This is a genomic window from Grimontia hollisae CIP 101886 (assembly GCF_000176515.1).
Taxonomy (GTDB): Bacteria; Pseudomonadota; Gammaproteobacteria; order Enterobacterales; family Vibrionaceae; genus Enterovibrio; species Enterovibrio hollisae.
In genome coordinates this window covers 122,933-146,216 of the sequence record NZ_ADAQ01000010.1, presented here as the reverse complement: position 1 = coordinate 146,216, position 23,284 = coordinate 122,933, and the positions used below count along the sequence as shown (strand labels likewise).

Genomic DNA, 23,284 nt, shown 5'->3' with positions numbered 1-23,284 from the left:
AAGACAATGATCTCAAAATGGGCAGTACGCTTTTATCAAATGGCGAAGTTGGTAGGCTCTTGGAGTAAAGACCCTTCAACCCAGGTCGGTGCGGTAATCACCAAAGGCAACCGTATTGTATCGGTAGGGTTTAATGGTTATCCCCATGGTATTTCAGACAGCGCTGAAACAGATGGGCGGGAGATGAAATTGCTGAAAACCCTGCATGCAGAGGAAAATGCGATTTTATTTGCTAAACGTGACTTACTGGACTGTGAAATCTGGGTAACCCATTTCCCGTGCCCGAATTGCGCTGCGAAGATCATTCAAACCGGTATTTCACAGGTCCATTGCCCTGAACAAAGTGAAGATTTTCTTTCCCGCTGGGGTGACAAAATCCAAGTCAGCGTTGATATGTTTGAGCAGGCAGGGGTGAAGATAAACTGGTTACCATTGGATGAGCTGAAAAACTGCAAAGCACACTAAACCTTGGATATAATCCGCCTCCATTGAAATACAGTAGTAAAAGAGTGCAATCATGGCCAAAACAGCACATGCTCTTCATATTCTGGTTAAGCATCAAAACCAGGCGGAGGACCTTGTCAGTCAGTTGAAAAAGGGGGCCAAGTTCCAGACTCTGGCAAAGAAATACTCACTCTGTCCTTCAGGTAAGAAGGGCGGTGACCTTGGCGAATTCCGTCGTGGCCAAATGGTACCCCAATTTGACAAAGTTTGTTTTAACGCAGAGATACTGACACCACATATCGTCAAGACCAAATTTGGCTGGCATGTGGTGAAGGTACTTTATCGGACATGATGGTTGAAAGCTGCATAGGCTTTATTAATTCGAGGATGTCTTAAGCATTGTATTTACTAAGTTAACACAAGTGCTAGTCAAGCTAATATCACCCGCCGCTGACAACAGAAAAACGCCAATCCAGTTATATCATTAATCACTGGCGGAGTGTTTGAAATCCATACATAGACTGACCGCCAGTGTCCGACTTTAGGACGCTGCTTTTTATCAATTCTTAAAATTCAAATGGTTAGAAAGTAAAAAGAGTGGCACAGTTGTTGCTGAGAACACTCTGGTTGGAACGTTATTTCAAATGGAGTGAACAATATGAAAGCACTTGTGTACCACGGACCCGGTAAAAAAACGCTTGAAGACCGACCTATGCCATCACTGATTGATGCGACCGATGTTGTTGTAAAAATCGACAAAACCACAATCTGCGGCACCGATCTGCATATTTTGAAAGGGGATGTTCCTACGTGTGAACCGGGACGGATACTCGGACATGAAGGCGTAGGGACGGTGTACGAAGCGGGCGAGGGTGTCACCGCATTTAAGCCCGGCGATAAAGTACTGATTTCTTGTATCACCAGTTGTGGACGATGCGTAAATTGCCGAAAAGGCATGTACTCACACTGTGTGTCTGGCGGATGGATTTTAGGGCATATGATAGATGGCACCCAATCAGAATACGTGCGCATTCCCCATGCTGACACCAGCCTTTATCACATCCCCGAAGACGCTGACGAAGAAGCACTGGTTATGTTGAGTGATATCCTGCCAACCGGCTTTGAATGTGGTGTCCTTAACGGTCAGGTCGAACCGGGAAGCACCGTTGCCATTGTGGGCGCGGGCCCGGTTGGTCTAGCCGCGCTGTTAACTGCCCAATTCTATTCGCCTGCTAAGATCATTGTTATTGATCTGGATGAAAACCGGTTGCAGGTTGCCAAACAGTTCGGAGCAACAGACGTTGTTAACAGCAGCAGGGAAGATGCCGTTGCGGCGGTAATGGCGCTGACTGACCAGTTGGGCGTAGACACGTCGATTGAAGCCGTGGGTATACCAGCCACCTTCGCGGTGTGCGAAAGTATTGTCACTGCCGGAGGCAATATTGCCAATGTAGGCGTTCATGGAACGAAAGTGGATCTGCATTTGGAAACATTGTGGGCCCACAATGTGTCTATCACCACCAGATTGGTCGATACACAGACAACACCGATGTTGCTTAAAACTGTCGCTTCGAAAAAGCTCGATCCTTCGGTTTTGATCACTCACCGCTTCAGTCTGGAAGAAGTCTTAAGTGCGTATGATACCTTTTCTGATGCTGCTCACTCAAAAGCGTTGAAAGTGATTATTTCTCCCTGAGATTGCCAGATCATCATGTAGCTTGGGGGTAGAAGAATCGCATCGTGATAAACTTGGGCGAATAGATTGAAAAAACCGCCGTGGCAGGCGGTTTTCATTTTAGAGGATAATTCCAACAGTTTTTTCTTCTTTAGGTTTAGGCTTAACAGCTTTTGGCGCAGGTTGACTTGTTTTTTTACTCTGTGGCTTGGTATAAGCAGACTTGCGTGCAATGCTATGGTTTTTAATATCCGCAGCATTGCCTGTTACGACACTTACGTAAGATAACTTAGGCAGCACTTTTGTCACTTTGACAGTCGCGACTTTGATTTCATCACGCCCCAAACTCTCTTTTGTAACTGGATCGATGAACTTTTCACCTAAGTTGAACACATCAAAGTGCTGTCCTTGCTTAACTGTGTTGCCGCCCGAATTCAAAACTAAAGAACCATTCTCCCCAACCAAGACAACCAAAGGATAAATATTATCTTTCAGTTGGTTAAATACCTTCTTAGATGCAATATCAACCAACAGACTCAAGTTATTCCGGTTTGAAGTGGTTGGAACAGTTGCTGACCATTTTACTTGATTATTGACGACATCAAGAATCTGAAATTTTACCAAAACGTTGGATTTGTAGTAGGTTTTTACATCTTTAATGCTCTCTCCTGTTAACTCTACAGTGCGCGAATTATCGACCACACGCTTGTTGGTTTCGGCTGTAATAACTTTGCCAGTAACGAAATATTGCAATGCAGGATCTCGTTTGTCATGAAGTACTTTGAATTTGCGGTCTTGAACCAATAGTTCTTCAACTTTCTTGCCAATAGTAGAGCCTTTTGGTCCAGAAAAATCACCAACGGCGATTGTTCTTCTATTTGCATTTTGGTCTCTAATCTTATCTCTAGGATCGACGTTAACCTTCACCTCTAGCCTTACCCGACAGTCATCATTTGAACACTTCTCACTCAAGATTTTGTATTTAACATCGCCTCGCGAGTAAGTTGCTGTACCGTCTGCCATAGAATCTACCAATTGCTTAGTTTTTCCATCGCTAGCGGACATCAATAGTGATGAACGAGAACTTTCAATGGATACACCAGAGACCTGTTCTACAGCTCGTCTCAAACCAACATCAATAGCTTGATCTAACGTTTCGCCTTGCCCTGTCGTTACGACTTTTTCATAACTCGCAGCTTGAGAGAAACACGAAAAAAAAGTTGCAGCACAAAGTAATATAAGTCCTTTATTCATACTAAAAATCCGCAGCATCAAACATATCTTCCGACTCTGCAGAATTAATGCTTCCTGACAGAGATTCTGCTCCCAATGCTTCTTGTTCTAATTTGTCAGCACGCATTCCGTTTGCCATGTTTTTTGTACTAACGATCTTTTTGGGATGCCAGACAAGCACAGTGCCAACCATCTCATGCCCCATGACTGGATGCTTACGGCTCCATTCAAATTCAGTACTCACACCGGTCATATTTTGTAGACTTGATGTCATTGACGCACTTTGTTCAACAGCTTTTATCAACTCATTAGTAAGACCTGGCGATTTTTTTCGGACAGCCCCCGCGATTAAGTCAAACTGTTCAGATTTACTGACTCGGCTTTCTTCTGATGTTGATTCTTGGAAATCCCCATTCAGGTTGTATGTTTGGGCTAAGCTTGCCCATGCATTATTGGTCGCAAAGCTCTTTGCAGCTTTACGTTCAATTTTCCTTTCCGCAGAAGATGATGCATAAGTTACCCCTGCTTGCCCGTAGGAAATCAACATGGGATAGCCCTCTGAGTCATAAGCAACTTGAGTTCCGGCTTTCAGGTATAGCGTGTCTTTTTGGTTGTAGAACATGTCGTAGATAGAGGTCATCTTAGGATTTGCTTTATCCTTTTGTGGTGCAATTTGTCCATCAGAATCAATCATTGCACGAACTTGGTCTCGCTTGTTGGCGGACAGTGCAAGTACAACCCCGACAGTACCTTGACCTGAGTCCCTGATTTCCTCGAATGTTTTGATAACCATCATGCCAGCTAGGTCACCATATGACGCTCTTACCGTTTGTTTAATAACCGATTCCTTGAACAGATCTCGCTTGATGGATGGCGGAGCAGTGTCGAATTCTTTTGGGTCGATCCCCATTTCTTGTAGCTCTTTATCGAGTTTACCTTCAAGTACAGCAACTACTTTATCAATGAAGCTTGCCATCTTAGAGTCGCTCTGAAAGTCCTCTTCCGTTGGTGTTGGTAAGCCACTGTTTTTAGTCATGGAATAAAGCATGTTGTTATCAACATTTGTATTCAGTGTTTGCAGATACTCTTTTTGTGCTTCTAACACGGCTTTGTCCAATGCCGCTACTCGAAACTCGGTCCATCGAGGATCGTTGCGGTCAGCCATAATTTCAGCTGAACCTGAATAAACAAAGACGCTGTGTTGCTTTCCTTGGTTATGCAAATTGCGTTTTATTTTTGCTATGTATGTATTTAGCTTCTCATCAATAACATCAGCAGTATCAACATCGTCTTTAACCTGAACAACATCGCTATCTGTTTGCTTACCAGCGACGTCTTCTGTCACTTCTGCTGTCACAGTCGTGTCTACACGCTTAACTTCGTCAGAAGCTGCTGCAGTCAGTGATAAACCAGCAACCAACATAGCCGTAAGCAGTTTGTTCAATTTCATTATTAATTACCTAACCTTCAAACTAAAAAGTGATGGGCAGTAGATACTGCCCATCATTCAGTCAGTGCTCTTTACCAGCTCACACTAGCGCCATCAGCCACTTTCCCTACCACTCGTTCCCCTTCCCAGTACGCTAGGCCATTTTCAATGTTGGTCAGCGACATTTGGAAGTAGTACTCGATTCGTGTATCACCATTATCTAAAGTAGAGTCTCGCTGAAGTATCTTGCCTGATAGACTAAAGTCAGGTGCTAATACTTGGTTATTGCCTTTAACACTTGATTGCTTAACCATTTTTGAGTCTTTTAAATCACGCATTTTCTTTGTTGCATCATCTTCACCGAACGCAGTTGTCACTAAAAACTTGCCCGACTGAAGCAACTTGACGCGTAGGGATTTAGTGAGTTGATCCGTGTCTAAACGCTGCATGGTGTCGTTTTCAATATCACTAACATAAATGATGTAACGCCCACCAGCATCCGCTTGTGGGTGAGTCATCAATTTACTTGCGATAATCTCATCCGCCATTTCATTTGCTGCCTTCGAGAAGTCAGCATAAGAAAGTGCCGCCACCACGTTTGTTGTGGTGTCTGCTGCATCAATATAAGACGTTGTCGTTTTACAGCCAGCTAAGCTCGTCGCTGCTATGACAGCTGCAATAGCAAATTTTTTCATCTTGTTGCCCCTAAATATTTACGACTTTGACGGATGGTGCGACTAACGGAGAAATCGCTTTCACGTAGATAATGTGTTTTTTAGATTCAGTATCGAGCTCAACAGGAATCGTGAAAGTTCCTGCTTTAATCTCAACCATCTTGTTTTTAGCCGTGACTCGAGTTGCCTGATACTCGCTTGGTAGTGCGGAGAATGTTCGAATATCAGCTCCCGTTGTCGCCATTTGGATAATTGCCAATGCATTACCAAATAGAGCGTTTTCATCTTTAATTTGCTTTTGAGCGATAGTCTTCAACGTCACTCGTGTAATTTCACGTGCTAAGATATAAGGGAAATCCTGATCAAATTCGGCGCTAATAATCTTGTCCATGTCTGCGATGGTATCGGTTTTTGAGCCATTCACTGTAATGCTATCAAAAGCAACACCGCGCTCTTTCAATGTAGGGAGAGCAATACCAGCATAAGAGACATTGTTAGAAAATAAGAAAATTGGCAGGTCAATGCGGCGCTCTTCTTTTACTGTCGATTTACCATTTTCGAAAATTACCCAGACTTGATTATCAAGCGTTGATTGGCTTCGGCTTTTCGCCATGCTACGTGCTAACTGATAGTCTGCTTTGGCTGCAAGCGAACCAGTAAGAGAATACACGCGTTTAAATGAGTTGGATGCTTTTTCAAAATCTGACTTAGATTTGCCAGTAACGAGTAAATTAAGGCCGTAAGAATAAGTGGTAAAAGGGTTTACGTAGCCCTCATAAGGTTTCCATTGACCTTGTTCAATTCCTGCTTGTTTTAGTGCTTTTTTTGTCGCATCCGATGCCATTGTTTGTTTAATCAACACTTCCGATTCACCAGCTTCTGACTGTATCTCTTCATTTCGCTCTTTGATAATATCCGCAAAATGTTGGGCAGCTCGACGCTGACGCTCCTCGGCCCTGTTAAGCTCTACGCGGGCATTTTGATAATCATGAGTTGCTATGAAGTTCCATGCTTTAATTGTGTTAGTCATGATACCGTCGTAATGCGCCTGCTCATAATCCAGCATTGCATCATTGCCAACCATTGAACCAATAAGCTCTGCACCTTCAGAAACTGTGCTTTCGGTGTCTTCTTCTTTCATCATGGTTTCAGTTGCATCAAGTAACTTGGTCGATAATGCGTAGTCACCGGCATAGTTTAAACTTGCGCCAGCTTGCAACGTCCAAAGTAGGTCATCTGTTTCTCCTGACTTTTTGTCGTAACCTGCATGATCGAGTGCTACCTGAGATGCACCCGCATAATCACCAGCATCAAGCTTAGAATTAAAACTATCGAAGTCGTTTTTCTGCATCATACTTGTACAGCCGGACAGCATGACAATACTAATTACACTGCTAACTAATTTGATTTTCATAGACTCATTGACTCATTAATTATTAATACAACCAATTTTTTATAAGAGCCGAATCTTATAGCTACCATCTGTAATGCAATCAATGTCTCATTGGTGAGATGACTAACACTTTTAGTATTATTGGTGTTTTATCTGTGATTTATTCGATGTGTGTCATCAAATTAAATCGCATCGATTATGCCAATCCTTAAAATATCGTAATGTCAATAATGAAAACCAATTTTACATCCCATCATTCCTTGGCATGCTCATTTTTAAAAGCTTTATTCTGTGGATATAGAAAACCATTTAGTAAATCAGCAAACAAAAAAGGAGGTGAATCGTCACCTCCTTTTTTAAATAACAACCGAATTTATTGAGTGAAAATTTCGCGGAATTCGCGCTTCATTGCAGGCTTTAAGCGGGCTTGCTTCAGTTGTTTCACCAGATCTTTTACGCAATTGTGCAGCAGCTTATCCAGTAAAATGGCCTTATACTCTTGTGTTTGTTCGTCATCCATGTCGTCGAATTTCATGTCCTGAGTCTCTTGCATGAAATCAAGGCCGGCGTAGCTTTGGCTCAGGCTAACCAGCGCATGGAATTGCTCGAAGTTGTCCAGAATATTTTGTGCGCTAGCAGGCATGGTATCCCAAGCTTCACGGACAACACTTTCTGATGCTTCATGGATGGAAGCCAGCATGGTGAATAGTTCAGCAGGAACTTGCTCATAGTTAATAACTTGCTGGAGCTCTGGAGATAGGTCTTCCAGTTTCACTGTTTCTTCTGCTTGGTTTGCTTGTTCAGACATCTTGATACTTCCGAAATAACATATTTTCGCGCATCGTATAGGGCTGGGGGATGAAGTCAACAGTTGAAAGCGATCCACGATTTCAACTGTTGATCAATTACGCGCAGTTTAGTCAGATGCAGTGTTTTTCTTTACTTCAGAGGAAGGGGCGGGTTTTGCTTGTGTGGAAGGCTTGCCATTCACCACTTTTAGGGACAGCTCTTCTTTCAGCTTGTTTTCACCCATCAAGCACCCGCCTTTTGCAATGGTGAGTTGCTCACTGTGGATCACGCCTTTCATTTTGCCGCAGCTAAGAATATTGACTTCACGGGCTGTACAGGTGCCTTCAACAAGACCGTTGATGGTGATGTGATCTGCGCAGATATCCCCGCTAAAGTGGCCAGTAGAGGAGATAACAACATTTCGTGCGTTAATGACTGAGCCTTCCCCTTGGCCGTCAAATTGGATGTCACCTTGCAGATCGAATTCGCCAACAATGCGGCACTCTTTCGAAATCAAGGATAGGCATGGGCTAGATGCAGTTTTCTTTCCAAACACACCCATTTCACTCTCCTTTCAGCGCCAAATAAGGATAAGTGACGCCCTTGTTTACAACGTAAAACAGCAATATATATGAGAGAGTATAGGAAAACTGATAAGTATCGTGACAGAATCTTGTTTTGTTGAGTCAAAATCACATCTGTAAGACAGGCATGTGCGCATTTTGCTAGATCGAGTAGCGGAACATCGTGCTGTTACATCACGGAATCGTTAAATAGTCACTGGTTAAGTTGCCGTTGAAAGCGTTGGTTGATATAAACCGCTGCATGGGATCCATCTAAGGTATTAAAATATGGCAATTGAACTCACCCCGTACGAAATGCGTGTGGTTGGCTGTTTATTAGAAAAGGAAGTCACCACGCCAGATCTCTACCCGTTAACGCTCAACAGCCTGACAACTGCCGTGAACCAAAAAAGCAACCGCGATCCGGTGTATTCGCTGACGGAAGCTGAAGTGCTTGATGCTGTCGACTCATTGAAATCTAAACGCCTTGTCAGCGATCTGGAAGGGTTTGGCAGTCGTGTGACTAAGTATCAACACCGTTTTTGCAATACCGAATTTGGGTCATTGCAACTTTCCAAACAGGAAAAGGGCATTGTTTGCGTGCTGTTGCTCCGTGGCCCACAAACACCGGGTGAACTGCGTACCCGCACTAACCGCCTTTGCGAATTCTCTGATGTACAGCAAGTAGAATCTGTATTAGGTCAATTAGTGGAAAAAGGGCATGTTGCCCAATTGCCACGTGAACCGGGCAAACGTGAAAGCCGTTACATTCACCTGTTTGGCAGCGAAGTACCAGACATGCAGCCAACCACATCAACCCCATCAGAAAGCAGTGACCATTCGTTGGCTGCACGTGTCGAAGCCCTTGAGCATGAAGTGGCTGAACTGAAAGCACTGGTCAACCAACTGATGGATAATCAGGATCTGTGAGTTGAAACCAGGCATTCCTTTGTCATGAGCTTAACGCTATCCAGCGACATACCAGGATCTGACTCGCCTTGGTATGTTTACCTTATCCGCGCACGCGATAATTCTCTGTATTGTGGCGTTACCACAGATGTTGTCCGTCGGCTTAATGAGCACCAACAGAATGGCATGAAAACTGCTAAGTACTTGAGAGGAAAGCAGCCCCTTACCTTAGCCTGGTCGTACGAAGCAGGAACAAAACAGCAGGCGATGTCGCTGGAGTGGAAAATAAAGCGGCTAACTAAGCGGGAAAAAGAGCGCCTTTGCAAGGAATACGACGGTATACAGGTCTTATTAAACGACAGAATTTAGAGTGGGTATAAACCATGGCACTTAAAGCAACGGTGTACAAAGCTTCCATTAATGTCGCAGACATGTCGAGAAATGTATATCTTGACCACACTGTGACGCTGGCGCAGCACCCGTCAGAAACCGAACAACGTATGATGCTTCGTCTGCTGGCATGGACCATGTATGCCGATGAGCGGCTGCAATTCACGAAAGGTCTTTGTGAAGACTCAGAACCTGAACTTTGGATTAAAAACTACAGCGACGACATTGAACTTTGGGTAGAACTGGGGCTGCCAGATGAAAAACGTTTGAAGAAAGCCTGCACCCAAGCGAAGGAAGTGGTGTTGTTCACGTATGGTGACAATGCTGCCAGTGTGTGGAAATCGCAAATGCTCAACAAGCTGTTTCCATTCAGGAACCTGACCGTGATTAATATCATGGATGAAATCTTGGATGTTGCAGCAGCTGCAAGTAGCCGGAACATGACCATTCAGTCAACCATCGAAGATGGCCAGATTTGGTTTTCGGTTGGGAATTCAGTGATTGCCATTCAGCCGGACGTGTGGAAGACCGCGGCAGCATAAATTGCTTTGCATTTTGCGTATAAAAATGCAGACAATTATGGGTGGGTAATATCAAGATGCCGGGTATAGACGCCCGGCTCTTTGCTTTTTCAGCTCAGTCATCAATTGTTCGGCGGTCATTGGCGGGTAATAGTAATGACCTTGGGCGAAGTTACACCCTATGTTTCTAAGTAGTTCCTGTTGGTCGATGGTTTCAATACCCTCTGCAACAACTTTCAATTGCAGCAGGTTTGCCATGCTCACCACGGCCTGACATATTACCAAATCGTCTTTTGAACGGGGCAGATCTTTAATAAAGCCGCGATCAATCTTGACTGTGTTCACTGGGAAGTGCTTGAGGTAGGCGAGGGAGGAATAACCAGTGCCAAAATCATCAATCGCCAGACTGATGCCTGATGCGGTTAAACGATTCAGAATATGCTGGTTACGTTCCAGGTTTTCTATGAACACCTGCTCGGTGAGTTCGATTTGCACACGCGTTGGTGGAATATCGTAATGGTTGATGGCGCGGATCACGTAGTCGGCCAGATAGCCATCCTGGAATTCATGTCCGGAGACATTGATAGCAATACATTTTGGTGCACAACGTTCATCCAGCATATGTGAAAAATGTCGGAGTGCAGTATCGATCACCCAGTGCCCCAACCGTTGCATCAAGCCAGTTTCTTCGGCAGTTTTAATAATGATGCCGGGACTGATGGCTGCACCGTTTTGGGATTCCCACCGGACCAGTGCTTCAACCCCCACAATTTGGCGGGTACGGAGATCGACCTGAGGCTGGAAATAGAGTTCCAGTTCATCGTTATTGATCGCTTTGCGAATGGCGCGTTCTAAGTCTTTTTTGTGATTGAGTTGATCCTGCATGGTTTGGTTGTATGCCACTACTTTGCGGTTACCCAAGACGCGGGCTTTGTTAGCGGCAGTATCCGCGTGGCGTATCAAGTGTTCTGCACGCAGATCATTGCTGTAGCGATAGGCGATACCAATTGCACAGGTCGTGAGAATGTCGTTATCTTCGATAAAAAATTCTTCTTCCAGGCACATGCGCAGTTGGTTTGCGTGCATTTCTGCTTCCAGTTGTGACATGCCCGCGCAGGCAACCATAAATTGATCATGACTTGTTCGAGCCAAAACCGCATGGGGTGGTAGCACGGTTTTGAATCGTTTAGCAGATTCGCTGATCAATTGGTCTGCTACGAGATGACTATACATATCATTGATCTCGCGGAGCTTATCTAGCGTTACACACATCAGGACAATGTCATGCTCAGATGTAAGTATCCGGTTGAGGTAAGACTCCATGGCGAAACGGTTTGGCAGATGTGTTAGAGGATCATGGTTTGCGGTAAATTGCAATTGTGTTTCGATTTCACGCCGTTGGTTAATCTCTTTTTTCAGTTTGTAAACCGTTTCAGACTCGGCCCGTCGCCAGATGATGTTAACTTCCAAAAGGTATAGAGAAATAGCAGCAAGTACTGTGACAATCAGGCCAGCAAAAAATATCAGCATGGGGAGGGAAAAGTAGGTCTGGTGTAACTCAGGCCGCTGCCACACCGTCAGTTGCCACACCCCATTCAATGCTGATACTTCCACGGTATCCATGATGGCATTGCTAACGTCAGGCAATTCCCCAAAAAATGGCCTTGTACCCTCGCTAAGTACTACCTGTTGATCTGCACTGAGAAATTCTACCGTAATCGCTTCCAGCATACGCTTGATGTTGTAGCTTGCGCCCAGGTAGCCTGCGATATGATCATCAAAATAGACAGGATGAAGCATTTCTATCGACAAGTTTCCATCTGGTAACGTCCTGACGCTGGACGTGGAAAGGTTGGAAAGTACTGGCATGTTGTTGAGCCTGGTTGAGAGATCAATTTGCCAGCCGCTTTCTAAACGAGTGGGCTGAAATGAATTCGGTGCAGTCCACACCACTTCTTGGTTGAGATCTTGCCAATAAATGCCGTTAAAAAAAGGCTGGGTAAGGTCTATCCCATCAGTAGCATTTTGCCAGATTTGTTGATTGATTGTTCCTTTATTCTGGAGGTTGTTTGCCAGCCAGACGAGAAAATAGGCTTCTTTTTGCAAATTGACTTCAATGGCGCGCTGAACCCGGTTCACTTCTATGTTGAGCATTTGATCCTGAAGCTCCAACTGGCGAGTCAGCGCACTCCGATACAAGATGAACGTGGAAATCAGTATTGCCATACATACCAGAGCGATCCCCACCAAAGATTTGAACCTTGGTGTGTTTAAATCGTGATGGGATGGGCTTTCGGAATATGGCGGTTCAATAGGCAATACAAACCCTTAATAATGAGTCAGGTGATCCTAAAAAAGTTTAAGTCATATGCGACAGATCGCAATGTGAGACAGAATAAATTTACTGCAAATTCAAAATGTCCTGTTCGTCAGTAAGGTAAACCATCTGGGACAGTGTTTAAAACACTGACAGGAAACTCTGAGGAGAGAACAAGAGCCGAGACGCTTTTCAACGTAGGCGGTGTTGAATGATGAAGTGTGTGAGACAGGGGGATAGATAAACCTTAGAGACTCATTAATTTGAAATAGTCTCGTATTCTCACAAATACTCTATTGCCAATTGTCCTATCCTTAAACCAATGATTAGGGATACAACAGGAGCCCAGGTGGATTGGCTCACTAAACACGTTAACGCGCTGACAATTATACTGGTTTCCGTTCTTTTTGCGTATTTATCGCAGTTCGTGGTTTCGAATTGGTTAGTTGAGGAAAAGATCAAGGAAGACGTTTCTGCGCTTTCTGAATTTTACTCGAAACTTTACCAGCAGAGCTTTGGTGCTATGCGAGAGCTTGACAGCAAACTGCTCTACCTTTGCGATGATAATGACATTGAACTGATGAACCAGGCAAAAGAGAACAATCTCTTTATTGAATACGTTGATTTGTACCTGAGTAATGGTGAGTCCTGCTCTGTCTATAACAATCAGCAGACAGACCGGGAGCTGCTGGCATTTCAGCCCCAGAACGGGATTGAGTTCAATGCAATATCACTGATATTGAATGATAACCAGTTCATAGAAATGCGTTTCCATAATGAGAAAGGACTACTGCGTTTTATTTTCCAGCAACCCCGCAATTTCCTCTCTAACTGCGACAAATGCTTTTACGTGGTGGCGGAGGTTAATGGGCGCGAGACATCTCTGTATCAGACAAACGAGAAACTATATCGTCAGGTCTACAACAGTGAAATGAACGGTAACATCACTGTCCGCATCTATATCAATCAGGATGGGGTTGAATATCTGGTTAACAATCTCGTTGTGTTGTTTTCTACACTGGTCGTGTTGTTTGGTGTGCTGGTTGCAGTGGGGGTTGAGCTCAGCAAATCTTCGCGAAAAGGGTTAACGGGATTGTTGGATGAAGCCATTGAGTCCAATGCGTTGAAGCCTTTTTACCAACCCATCGTGATGCCAGACGGAAAAGGTTACAAGATTGTTGGTGCAGAAGTATTGGTTCGTTGGCAGGCGAGTGATGGCGAATTTATTCCGCCGGATACGTTTATTCCGTTGGCTGAACAAAATGGCACCATAGATAGGATCACCGATCAGCTGATAGACAATGTCCTTCACCACGTGAAAGCGTTGGACGTGCCGGATGGTTTCTTTGTCAGCATTAATGTGTCGCCAAGCTACCTGGAAAAAATAGATACTGCAGACAAAATTCTCAGTAAAATCGCAGACGCCAGTCTTGATCCACACTTGCTTTCGTTGGAAATCACCGAGCGGACCAAGTTCGGTGATTTGAATAAGGCCGCCGTTTGCATTGAAGCCCTCACTGAACAGGGGATCTCGATCAAGTTAGATGACTGTGGTACGGGCTATGGGGCTTTTTCTTACCTGCATGTGCTTAATATCGATACGATAAAAATCGATCGCATGTTTGTAGACGGAATTGGTATGGAAGACTTCAAAAACACCATTCTGGATTCGATCCTTGCGTTTGCCAGAGAATCGAAGTTGCGCGTCGTGGCTGAGGGGATTGAAACCAAAGTGCAGGCGGACTACCTCATTAAATCTGGTGTTGAAATGCTCCAGGGCTCGTATTTTGGTGATCCTGTGCCATTTAATGTTTTTTGCAAATTGCTGATGGGGAAGTCATGCACGCATGCTCACCATCCTCCAATACAATAACCCCCTTAAACTCATAGAATAATCCGCAAGATCAGATCGTTATCTTCTCGTCAATCGCACGAAGAATGACTAGACTTGAAATATTTGGAGACAAGATGCGTTCATGTTTCTCATCCTTGGAGAAGAGGGGTGAGTAAGGAAACTCTTGGCGTAAATCTGCGTCAAAGGTTCACTCTGTGCATTAGGAAGTGTTTTTTATGTTTAAATCTTTTTTTCTGGATAAACGCTGGTTCCACTGGTCAATTCTAGGGTCAGCCCTGATCCTCTATGTCACCTGGTATAAAGTAGAGCTCGATGTCCAGATCAACGAGTGGTTTGGTACTTTTTATAACCTGATCCAAAAAGCACTGGCGGAGCCGAATACCGTCACCTTTGATGAGTTTCTCGCTGCTTGCTTAGATTTCCTTTCCATTGCCACGATATACATTGTCGTGGCCGTACTTCTAGAGTTTTTCATCCGCCACTATGTATTTAGGTGGCGAACCGCCATGAATGATTTCTATGTTTCCCACTGGAGCAAGATTCGCCATATCGAGGGGGCATCGCAACGTATTCAGGAAGACACTATGCGTTTCGCACGTATCGTTGAATCCCTGGGGGTCAGTTTCATGCGCTCTTTAATGACACTGTTTGCTTTCTTGCCGATCCTTTGGGTGCTCAGCGAAAACATTACCGAACTGCCTTGGATTGGTGAAGTTTCACGCTCTTTGGTGTACATCGCGATTCTTTCAGCCTTGTTTGGTACGGTACTGTTGGCTATTGTCGGTATTAAGCTGCCGGGGCTGGAATTCAAAAACCAGAAAGTTGAGGCGGCGTACCGTAAAGAACTGGTATATGGTGAAGATCATGAAGACCGTGCAACACCAGAGTCATTGAACGCATTATTTTTCAATGTTAGACGCAACTATTTCAACCTGTATAAACATTACCTCTATTTTGACATTGCGAAATGGTCCTATTTGCAGGGTACGGTGATTGTTCCTTACATTGCACTTGGTCCTACTATTGTGTCAGGCGCCGTCACGCTGGGTGTATTGCAGCAAATCATCCGGGCATTTGGGAAAGTAGAGGAATCGTTCCAGTTTCTGGTCAACTCCTGGTCAACCATTGTTGAATTGATGTCGATTTACAAGCGACTCAAAGGGTTTGAAGAGCAGATAACGCTGGCAGCGGAACGGCCTGTTTCGGCAGACTAACGTACATTTCTAAGTTTTTTATTAAAGGCTCTCCCTATACCGGGAGGGCCTTTTTTGTCTCGCCATGGGTATTTTAACTTGTACGCAGAAGAAAAATTGTACAATAGTGATCCTTTTTTATGCTTAACTTGTACATACAGTAAAATCTGTATAACAAGGATTAGCATCATGAAGATTAAACTCGGCGTCAGCGCATGTGTTATCGGTGACAACGTCCGCTTCGACAGCGGACACAAGCGTAGCCATTTTGTGGCAGAAGAACTGTCCCCGTTCGTCGAGTTTGTGCCCGTTTGTCCGGAAGTTGGGATTGGGCTACCAGTACCGCGTCCGACCATTCGTTTGCTGGATCGTGGTGAAGAGGTAGGTGTGCGTCTGGTGGAAACCAAAGACGCTGATGCCGATCACACCGAAAAGATGATCAACTTCAGCAAGGGGAAAGCTGAGCACCTTGCGGGTATGGCTCTGTGTGGCTATGTCGTATGCGCCAAATCACCAACATGTGGGATGGAGCGGGTCAAGGTTTATCGAGAAAATGGCTATTTGGCGTCAGAAAAAATCGGGGTGGGGCTCTATACCCAACAATTGATTAAGCGTATGCCGTGGCTACCGATAGAGGAAGATGGCAGGCTCAATGATCCCGTCCTTCGTGAGAACTTTGTGTTCCGTATTTTCGCGCTGAAGGACTTCTACGACGCGATGGCGGAGGGCGTGAGCCGTCGTGCGATTGTGGCATTTCACTCCCGTTATAAGCTGGTATTAATGGCACATTGTCCAACAGCATACAAAGCGTTGGGTAAGTTTGTCGCGGACATTGCCAATCATGACCTTGATGCCTTTTTTGTTGAATACCGCAACCGTTTTATGCAGGCAATCACCCATCGGGCAACACGCAAAAATAACACCAATGTATTGATGCACCTGCAAGGCTATTTCAAGCGCCGCCTTGACAAGCAGCAGAAAGCAGAGCTAGCGGATTTGATTCATGCCTACCGCAAAGGCGAGATGCCTTTGCTGGCACCACTGACACTGATAAATCACCATCTGAATCAAAATCCAGACCCTTATCTGCAACAGCAAAGTTACCTTAATCCCTATCCCAATAGCTTGAGGTTGCGTTATGGACTCTGAAGAAAAACTGCTGACAATCGGTCAGGTGTCTGAAATCACAGGCGTGAATTCCGTCACGTTGCGTGCCTGGCAACGACGTTATGGCTTAATTATCCCTAAACGGACACCGAAAGGTCACCGGCTCTATACCGGGCAGGATGTACAACGTATTCAGGAGATCCTTGCGTGGTTAGACAAAGGTGTGCCTGTTGGGCAAGTGAAATCGTTATTAGGAACAGCCACAACTGATGTCTCAGACGTCCAAACGCTGCCTGAATGGGACACATTAAAAAAACTGGTGGTCAATGTTGATGTGGTCGCACTTGAGGCAATGCTCTTTGAGCTCACCAAAAACTACCCCATACAGGTACTCAACACCAAACTGCTTGAGCCCCTGACTCGTTGGTTTGATAAACAAGCTTCTGATGCAGGCATCTTGTGTGCGCATATTTGGCGTTCGGCACTGAACAATGTACTGGTTCACTGTTTTCACAGGAATAAGAAAGCAAAAGGTAAGAAACGTTGCTGGATAGTGAATATTGCATGTGAGCCAAACTACCGTTTTTACCTTAAAGCATTATTGCTTCAGTCAGAAGGTTACGCTGTCACATCTCTGAGTGGCATCGGCACTGGCATCACTATCCTCAGTCAGTGTTTAAAAGAGAAAGGAATTCACTGTTTGGTCATTTATTCGGACCAGGCTTTTACCCCCGTTCAGAAACGTGAACTTTTAGCCATGAGGGAGTCTACCGAAATTGATATCGAGGTGTCAGGTGAATGCACAAGAATCCACCCAGAGTTCACCATGACAACAAAGGACACTGCCCAACATCAACCCCCACAAGACAATCAGGAAGTATCAGGATGAAGCTGGTTTGGTTCAGAAGAGATCTGAGAGTAAAAGACAATGTTGCCCTGACTGAAGCATGCAAAAGCGGTGAGCCCGTCATTGCGATTTATTACGAAACGCCAGTACAGTGGAAAGCCCACGCTCTTGCGCCCATGCAGGCTGATTTAATCCAGCGCCGTCTGGTTACACTCCGGCAGGAACTGGAGACGCTGAATATCCCGTTGTTGTTCCGCTCTGTAGACAGATACAAAGATATTAATCAATCTCTGGCACAGCTTTGCCAGCAGTATCAGATTGCCGATATTTTTTGTACCCGGGATTACGAAACGGACGAAGTGGATCGTGACAACGCCATTGCTGGCATGTTAAGCCTGACGGGCACAACGCTGCACCGTTTTGATTACAAATGCATCTTTGCCCCCGGTATGGTGACCAACGGTGCAGGCAATACATACCGTGTTTTTACCCCGTTTAAAAAAGCCTGGATAACACAGGCAACCCAGCTAGATCTTTCACCTATAGGCGCACCCAGTCCGGTTAAAACCGATGCATTGACCAGCGCATTGCTGCGTCAGCCTTGTCAGATAGCGTTTCGTTACCCGCAATGTGATTCAGTTGGCTGGCCGATTGACGACAGCGCCATTATCCAGCGTTTGCGTGATTTCTGTCGTTACCGGGTCGACCATTATCAAGCCACGAGGGATTTTCCCGCTATTCCAGGAACAAGTCAGCTCTCACCCTATCTGGCGATTGGTGCAATTTCTCCACGTCAATGTCTGGCGAGACTGTTAGCGGAAGTCCCGAATTGTATGGAGAAAGACGCCGGCGGTGCCCATGTTTGGCTTAGTGAATTGATTTGGCGCGAGTTCTATCAGCACATTGCCGCCGCTTATATAGATGTCAGTAAGGGGAAAGCATTCCAGGATTGGACAGACAACATTGAATGGAACCGGGATGAATTGCAGTTCCAGCGTTGGAAGCAGGGTAAAACCGGCTTTCCTATCGTTGATGCGGCAATGCGGCAGTTGAATGACACCGGGTGGATGCACAACCGCCTGCGGATGATCGTCGCCAGCTTTCTGGTGAAAGATCTGCATATTGATTGGCGATGGGGTGAGCGTTACTTCATGTCCAAACTGATCGACGGCGATTTTGCCGCCAATAATGGTGGTTGGCAGTGGTCTGCTTCCACAGGCACAGATGCCCAGCCTTATTTCCGCGTATTTAATCCGGCGTCTCAGAGTAAAAAGTTTGATCCGAATGTAAGATTCATCCGTAGATGGTTGAAAGAATTGGAATCTGTACCCGATTCAGCATTGCATACACCGCACATTTGGGCCGAAAAAAAGGGAATAGAACTTTCGTACCCAGCCCCAATTGTGGATCACAAAACGGCAAGGATCAGCGCCATCGAAATGTTTGAGATGGCAAAAAACTACCAGAGTACACAAAGGGCTGAACCATGATTCAAGCGTCCACACCGTCGCAGAATGATGCACTGGAGCGCTTCATCTCCGTCTATCGCTCACTGCACAAAGACAATCTCCACTCGCTGGACACTGTTTATAGCGAGGATGTGGTTTTTGAAGACCCCGCGCACCGCATTGAAGGTTATGGCAATCTTTCCCGCTATTTTGAAGCAATGTACGCCAATGTGACGGATTGTCGCTTTGATATCCATGATCATGCGGTTAACGGCGATGTGGCATTTATCAGCTGGACGATGACGCTGTCACATCCCAAATTGGATGGTGGCGCTCAGCGAGCGGTTCAGGGATGTTCACGACTGGTACTCAAAGAAGGGCGTGTCGTGATGCATCGCGATTATTTTGACCTTGGCGAGATGCTCTACGAAGCGCTGCCGGTACTCGGTTCTGCTGTCCGTATGATCAAAAAGAGGCTGGGGCAATGAACCGAGTGTTAATCACAGGAGCAACATCGGGTATTGGTATGCAGCTTGCCAAAGACTATGCCGCAGAGGGGTGGCACGTCACTGCCTGTGGCAGGAATGTTGCCGGTTTGCAGTCTTGGGCCGAGAGCCGTGACAACGTCACAGTGTTAAGCTTTGATGCAACCGATAAAGAGGCGACGAACACTGTTCTTGGGCAATGTCAGCAGCCCTTTGACTTGATCATCCTCAACGCAGGAACCTGTGAGTATATCGATAACGGCCACATTGATGTGGCATTGTTCAAGCGTGTTTTTGATATCAACCTTTTCGGCGTTCTTCATTGCATTGAGGCGCTGCAGAACGAATTTAAGCCTGGTACCCACCTTGCTTTGATGGGTTCAACTGCCGCGTATCTCGGCCTTCCGCGTGCTGAAGCCTACGGGGCATCAAAAGCGGCCGTTTCTTATCTTGCCCGTTCTTTGTCCGTAGATCTTGAGCACAAAGAAGTGACCGTGTCACTGATTTCGCCCGGATTTGTCAAAACTCCATTGACCGACAAAAACGATTTCCCTATGCCTATGCTGGTGACGCCGGAAGATGCGTCAAACGCTATCCGACATGGCCTGGCAAAAAAGAAAACAGAAGTGCACTTCCCCCGTAAGTTCAGTTACTTCCTGAAATTCCTCTCTTCACTGCCAATGGCAATGCAACTCGCGCTGGTAAGAAAAATAACAAGGAAAGCATAATGAAAATGGCAATTATCGGCTCAGGTATATCCGGCCTGACGTGCGCGCACTATCTGCACAAACAGCATGACATCACACTGTTCGAAGCCAATGACTACATTGGTGGGCACACGGCCACGGTGGATGTCGAGGTTGCCAGTGGTCAATACGCGATTGATACCGGTTTTATTGTGTTCAATGACAGGACGTATCCGAACTTCCAACGCCTGATGTCTGAGATAGGTATCAGCGGTCAGGAAACGGAAATGAGTTTCAGTGTACACAACGACGAGAGCGGGCTGGAATACAACGGACACAGCGTAGCATCGTTGTTTGCCCAGAAGCGCAATTTTCTTAATCCCAGATTTTATAAGTTCATTGCAGAAATTCTCCGCTTTAACAAGGAAGCACGTGAAGCCTACTCGGTATCTGTTCATGGCGATCCGCTGATCGAACAGACTTTGGGTGATTTTCTGAACCGTCGCCATTTCAGTGAATATTTCTGCCAGAACTACATTTTGCCAATGGGAGCAGCGATTTGGTCATCGACTCTAAGTGATATGCGTGCGTTCCCACTGAAGTTTTTTCTGCGTTTCTTTGCCAATCATGGTCTGCTGGAAGTGGCGAACCGGCCACAGTGGTATGTGATCCCGGGTGGATCTCGCCAATACGTACGCAAGATGGTTCCAGCATTTGAAGACCGCGTTCGCCTCAATGCCCGCATCCAGAAGGTGAACCGTTTCCATGAGCATGTGATTGTCCACAGTGAACGGGGAGAAGAGCGTTTCGACAAGGTGGTGTTTGCCTGTCACAGCGATCAGGCGCTGGCACTGTTGGCCGATCCTACGAAACAGGAGCGGGACATTCTGGGGGATATTGATTATCAGGATAACGACGTTGTCCTGCATACAGACGAAAAAATGCTGCCGAAGCGCAAAGCCGCCTGGGCGAGTTGGAACTATCACCTCGGTAAAGACGAAGGATTGGAATCCCGTCCGGCGGCACTGACATACAACATGAATATCCTGCAAGGGATAACATCGCCGGAAACTTTCTGTGTCACGCTCAACCAGACAGACAACATCGATCCGTCAACGATCTTGAGAAAGTTTGTTTACGCCCACCCGGTGTTTGACCAGAAATGTATTGCAGCCCAGAAAAAGCGGGAGCAAATCTCGGGTGTGAACAACACCTGGTTCTGTGGCGCATACTGGTACAACGGTTTCCATGAAGATGGCGTGAGAAGTGCCCTGGATGTGGTTTCCGGCATTAACAGCAATGTCGAACCTTTCCCACTTCGGAGCGCATCATGAACGCAGCATCCCAAAGTGGCCTGTTTGTTGGCAGTGTTCGCCATCGGCGCTTTACACCCGTAGAGCATGTGTTTTCTTACCCGATGTTCATGCCGCTTATTGACCTTGATGACGTGGATAGACTGGCGGCATCCGTGAAGGGTTTCAGTACCAAAAAATGGGGCATGGCATCTTTCTATCGCCCTGACTACATGGAAGGGCGCGAAGACACGAAACAAGCCGTGCAGGATAAAGTTGTTGCGCTAACCGGGAAGCGCTTTACCGGGAAAGTCTTGGCGCTTTGTCATTTGCGCTACTTCGGGCTGTATTTCAGCCCTGTCAATTTTTATTACCTCTACGACGAGGAAGGCAACTGGGCCTATATGCTTGCAGAGGTAAGCAACACCCCGTGGAACCAAAGGCATTATTACGCTGTTCCTGCCGGGAAGCATTGGGAGAATGACAAAGCATTCCATGTCTCTCCCTTCAACCCCATCGATCAAAAATACGTTTGGAAATTGCGCCCCCTGAACAAGACCGCGTTTGTGCATTTGGAAACGCATCGTGGTGAACGTGAGTTCGATGCAACCCTCGCCATGATAAGGAAGCCGTTTACCTCGTCTGAGCTTTCCAAACTTATCGCAAAAACGCCCGTGATGACGGTAAAAGTCGTCGTTTCGATTTACTGGCAAGCGCTTAAACTCTGGATAAAAGGCGCACCTTTTTACGGTCATCCTGAACAGGCAAAGGAGAAACTATGAATTCAGTGAACATCAATGCATCCGCCTGGCCGGTAACGAGGAGAGATACCTTCGCAAGAAGCATGATCATGTCAACGTTCGGACATATGAAAGGTGCGGCGTTGACGCTGGTCGATTTTGACGGGCAAACCCAGAAGCTTGGCGAAGCAGATGCAAGGTTGCACGCAGAAGTGATTGTCCGTCATCCGGGTTTTTACCGGCGCATCCTGACTGGGGGCAGCATTGCTGCGGCGGAGGCGTACATTGATGGCTGGTGGGATTCACCGGATTTGACTAACGTGATCCGTGTCGTTTGCCGAAACTTGCCCGCACTGGATAGGCTGGAGAGCAAAGTGGGCTGGATTGCCACTATCGCCACCAAGTTCGCGCACTGGAAAAACCGTAATACCAAAGAAAATTCCAAATCTAATATCTCTGCCCACTACGATTTAGGCAATGACCTCTACGAACGTTTTCTCGATCAGGAAATGCTCTATTCCAGTGGAATTTACGAAAGTGAAACCGACACGCTGGAACGTGCGCAGTTCCAGAAAATGGATCGCCTTTGTCAGCAACTTCAACTGAAACCGACCGACCACCTGATTGAAATCGGCACAGGATGGGGAGGAATGGCAATCCATGCTGCTAAACACTACGGCTGCAAGGTGACAACCACCACTATTTCCAATGAGCAGTATGAGTGGGCAAAAAGCCGCGTTGAGCAGGAAGGTCTGGGCGACAAGATCACCTTGTTAAAGAAAGATTACCGCGATCTGGAAGGGCAATACGACAAGCTGGTCTCGATTGAAATGATTGAAGCGGTGGGCAAACAGTTCCTGGCCACATATATCAAAAAATGCGAATCGCTGCTTAAACCCAACGGTTTAATGGCTATTCAGGCGATCACTATTGCCGACCAGCGTTATGAGCGCTACAGCAATAACGTGGACTTTATCCAGAAGCACATCTTCCCCGGTGGTTTCCTGCCGTCAGTCAGTGTCCTCCTTGACCAGTTTACCCGCCAGAGTGACCTGGTAGTGCGTGATCTGAAAGATATCGGGTTGGATTACGCCAAAACGCTCCAGCAATGGCACCAACGTTTCAATGACAACCTGAATGCGTTGGCAGAACTGGGTTATGACGAACGGTTCGCCCGACTGTGGTGTTACTACTTCTGTTATTGCGAAGGAGGATTCCGCGAACGCACTATCAGTACCGTACAGATGCTGCTAAGCCGCCCGGACTGGCGCGAATAAACCCGAGAGGAGAGGAG

At 46.0% G+C, this 23,284-nt stretch carries 23 protein-coding genes; 16 read left to right on the top strand and 7 right to left on the bottom strand.

The window, feature by feature from the left end:
• The first annotated feature begins 6 nt into the window (after positions 1 to 6).
• The 3 genes from VHA_RS05435 (at position 7) to VHA_RS05425 (ending at position 2,140) form a co-directional block, all read left to right on the top strand.
• Positions 7 to 465 carry a dCMP deaminase family protein gene (locus VHA_RS05435; protein ID WP_005502575.1) on the top strand — a complete coding sequence of 153 codons (459 nt, stop codon included), beginning with the start codon at positions 7 to 9 and terminating at the stop codon, positions 463 to 465.
• A 52-nt stretch (positions 466 to 517) separates the two neighbouring features.
• Positions 518 to 796, top strand: coding sequence for a peptidylprolyl isomerase PpiC (gene ppiC / locus VHA_RS05430; RefSeq protein ID WP_005502573.1), 279 nt, complete (start codon positions 518 to 520; stop codon positions 794 to 796).
• 306 nt (positions 797 to 1,102) lie between these two features.
• Positions 1,103 to 2,140 carry a zinc-dependent alcohol dehydrogenase family protein gene (locus VHA_RS05425; protein WP_040528266.1) on the top strand — a complete coding sequence of 346 codons (1,038 nt, stop codon included), beginning with the start codon at positions 1,103 to 1,105 and terminating at the stop codon, positions 2,138 to 2,140.
• 99 nt (positions 2,141 to 2,239) lie between these two features.
• Here the strand turns inward: VHA_RS05425 and VHA_RS05420 are convergent, their stop codons facing one another.
• The 6 genes from VHA_RS05420 to VHA_RS05395 all read right to left on the bottom strand — a co-directional run bounded on the left by VHA_RS05420 (position 2,240) and on the right by VHA_RS05395 (position 8,199).
• Complete coding sequence (locus VHA_RS05420) at positions 2,240 to 3,373, bottom strand: hypothetical protein (RefSeq protein ID WP_005502568.1); 1,134 nt, start codon at positions 3,371 to 3,373, stop codon at positions 2,240 to 2,242.
• A gap of 1 nt (position 3,374) precedes the next feature.
• Positions 3,375 to 4,802 carry a DUF6844 domain-containing protein gene (locus tag VHA_RS05415; RefSeq protein WP_005502566.1) on the bottom strand — a complete coding sequence of 476 codons (1,428 nt, stop codon included), beginning with the start codon at positions 4,800 to 4,802 and terminating at the stop codon, positions 3,375 to 3,377.
• Positions 4,803 to 4,873: 71 nt separating this feature from the next.
• Positions 4,874 to 5,476 (bottom strand): penicillin-binding protein activator LpoB, encoded by a 603-nt coding sequence (gene lpoB, locus VHA_RS05410; RefSeq protein WP_005502564.1) that lies wholly within the window; start codon positions 5,474 to 5,476, stop codon positions 4,874 to 4,876.
• A gap of 10 nt (positions 5,477 to 5,486) precedes the next feature.
• A complete protein-coding gene (locus VHA_RS05405) occupies positions 5,487 to 6,869 on the bottom strand; it encodes a COG3014 family protein (protein WP_005502562.1) in 1,383 nt (460 codons plus the stop codon).
• Between the two features lie 352 nt (positions 6,870 to 7,221).
• Positions 7,222 to 7,656, bottom strand: coding sequence for a DUF3069 domain-containing protein (locus VHA_RS05400; RefSeq protein WP_005502560.1), 435 nt, complete (start codon positions 7,654 to 7,656; stop codon positions 7,222 to 7,224).
• 108 nt (positions 7,657 to 7,764) lie between these two features.
• Positions 7,765 to 8,199, bottom strand: coding sequence for a bactofilin family protein (locus VHA_RS05395; RefSeq protein ID WP_005502558.1), 435 nt, complete (start codon positions 8,197 to 8,199; stop codon positions 7,765 to 7,767).
• A gap of 289 nt (positions 8,200 to 8,488) precedes the next feature.
• Here VHA_RS05395 and VHA_RS05390 point away from each other — a divergent pair, with 289 nt between their 5' ends.
• The 3 genes from VHA_RS05390 to VHA_RS05380 are packed head-to-tail and all read left to right on the top strand — an operon-like array spanning position 8,489 to position 10,041.
• On the top strand, positions 8,489 to 9,130 hold the full coding sequence (locus tag VHA_RS05390; RefSeq protein ID WP_005502556.1) for a YceH family protein: 642 nt from the start codon (positions 8,489 to 8,491) through the stop codon (positions 9,128 to 9,130).
• Positions 9,131 to 9,154: 24 nt separating this feature from the next.
• Positions 9,155 to 9,478, top strand: a complete 324-nt coding sequence (locus VHA_RS05385) for a GIY-YIG nuclease family protein (protein ID WP_050778530.1) — start codon at positions 9,155 to 9,157, stop codon at positions 9,476 to 9,478.
• Positions 9,479 to 9,492: 14 nt separating this feature from the next.
• Positions 9,493 to 10,041: a YaeQ family protein gene (locus VHA_RS05380; RefSeq protein ID WP_005502555.1), complete on the top strand. Its 549-nt coding sequence runs from the start codon at positions 9,493 to 9,495 to the stop codon at positions 10,039 to 10,041.
• Between the two features lie 51 nt (positions 10,042 to 10,092).
• Here the strand turns inward: VHA_RS05380 and VHA_RS05375 are convergent, their stop codons facing one another.
• Positions 10,093 to 12,246: a putative bifunctional diguanylate cyclase/phosphodiesterase gene (locus VHA_RS05375; RefSeq protein ID WP_005502554.1), complete on the bottom strand. Its 2,154-nt coding sequence runs from the start codon at positions 12,244 to 12,246 to the stop codon at positions 10,093 to 10,095.
• Positions 12,247 to 12,686: 440 nt separating this feature from the next.
• Between VHA_RS05375 and VHA_RS05370 the strand changes: the two genes are divergently transcribed.
• The 10 genes from VHA_RS05370 to VHA_RS05325 all read left to right on the top strand — a co-directional run bounded on the left by VHA_RS05370 (position 12,687) and on the right by VHA_RS05325 (position 23,267).
• Complete coding sequence (locus tag VHA_RS05370) at positions 12,687 to 14,210, top strand: EAL domain-containing protein (protein WP_005502553.1); 1,524 nt, start codon at positions 12,687 to 12,689, stop codon at positions 14,208 to 14,210.
• Between the two features lie 197 nt (positions 14,211 to 14,407).
• Positions 14,408 to 15,406 (top strand): peptide antibiotic transporter SbmA, encoded by a 999-nt coding sequence (sbmA, locus tag VHA_RS05365; protein ID WP_005502552.1) that lies wholly within the window; start codon positions 14,408 to 14,410, stop codon positions 15,404 to 15,406.
• 168 nt (positions 15,407 to 15,574) lie between these two features.
• Complete coding sequence (locus VHA_RS05360) at positions 15,575 to 16,534, top strand: YbgA family protein (protein ID WP_005502551.1); 960 nt, start codon at positions 15,575 to 15,577, stop codon at positions 16,532 to 16,534.
• Complete coding sequence (locus tag VHA_RS05355) at positions 16,524 to 17,381, top strand: MerR family transcriptional regulator (RefSeq protein WP_005502550.1); 858 nt, start codon at positions 16,524 to 16,526, stop codon at positions 17,379 to 17,381. The genes VHA_RS05360 and VHA_RS05355 overlap by 11 nt, the downstream gene beginning before the upstream one ends.
• Positions 17,378 to 18,829: a deoxyribodipyrimidine photo-lyase gene (gene phrB, locus VHA_RS05350; RefSeq protein ID WP_005502548.1), complete on the top strand. Its 1,452-nt coding sequence runs from the start codon at positions 17,378 to 17,380 to the stop codon at positions 18,827 to 18,829. The genes VHA_RS05355 and phrB overlap by 4 nt, the downstream gene beginning before the upstream one ends.
• Positions 18,826 to 19,275: a nuclear transport factor 2 family protein gene (locus VHA_RS05345; RefSeq protein WP_005502547.1), complete on the top strand. Its 450-nt coding sequence runs from the start codon at positions 18,826 to 18,828 to the stop codon at positions 19,273 to 19,275. The genes phrB and VHA_RS05345 overlap by 4 nt, the downstream gene beginning before the upstream one ends.
• The gene (locus VHA_RS05340) at positions 19,272 to 20,000 is read left to right on the top strand and encodes an SDR family NAD(P)-dependent oxidoreductase (protein WP_005502545.1); all 729 of its coding nucleotides are present in this window, start codon (positions 19,272 to 19,274) and stop codon (positions 19,998 to 20,000) included. The genes VHA_RS05345 and VHA_RS05340 overlap by 4 nt, the downstream gene beginning before the upstream one ends.
• Positions 20,000 to 21,292 carry an NAD(P)/FAD-dependent oxidoreductase gene (locus VHA_RS05335; RefSeq protein WP_005502543.1) on the top strand — a complete coding sequence of 431 codons (1,293 nt, stop codon included), beginning with the start codon at positions 20,000 to 20,002 and terminating at the stop codon, positions 21,290 to 21,292. The genes VHA_RS05340 and VHA_RS05335 overlap by 1 nt, the downstream gene beginning before the upstream one ends.
• Entirely contained in the window at positions 21,289 to 22,032 is a 744-nt protein-coding gene (locus tag VHA_RS05330) for a DUF1365 domain-containing protein (protein WP_005502540.1), read from the top strand. Before VHA_RS05335 ends, VHA_RS05330 begins: the two co-directional genes overlap by 4 nt.
• On the top strand, positions 22,029 to 23,267 hold the full coding sequence (locus tag VHA_RS05325; RefSeq protein ID WP_005502539.1) for an SAM-dependent methyltransferase: 1,239 nt from the start codon (positions 22,029 to 22,031) through the stop codon (positions 23,265 to 23,267). Before VHA_RS05330 ends, VHA_RS05325 begins: the two co-directional genes overlap by 4 nt.
• Positions 23,268 to 23,284: the final 17 nt, after the last annotated feature.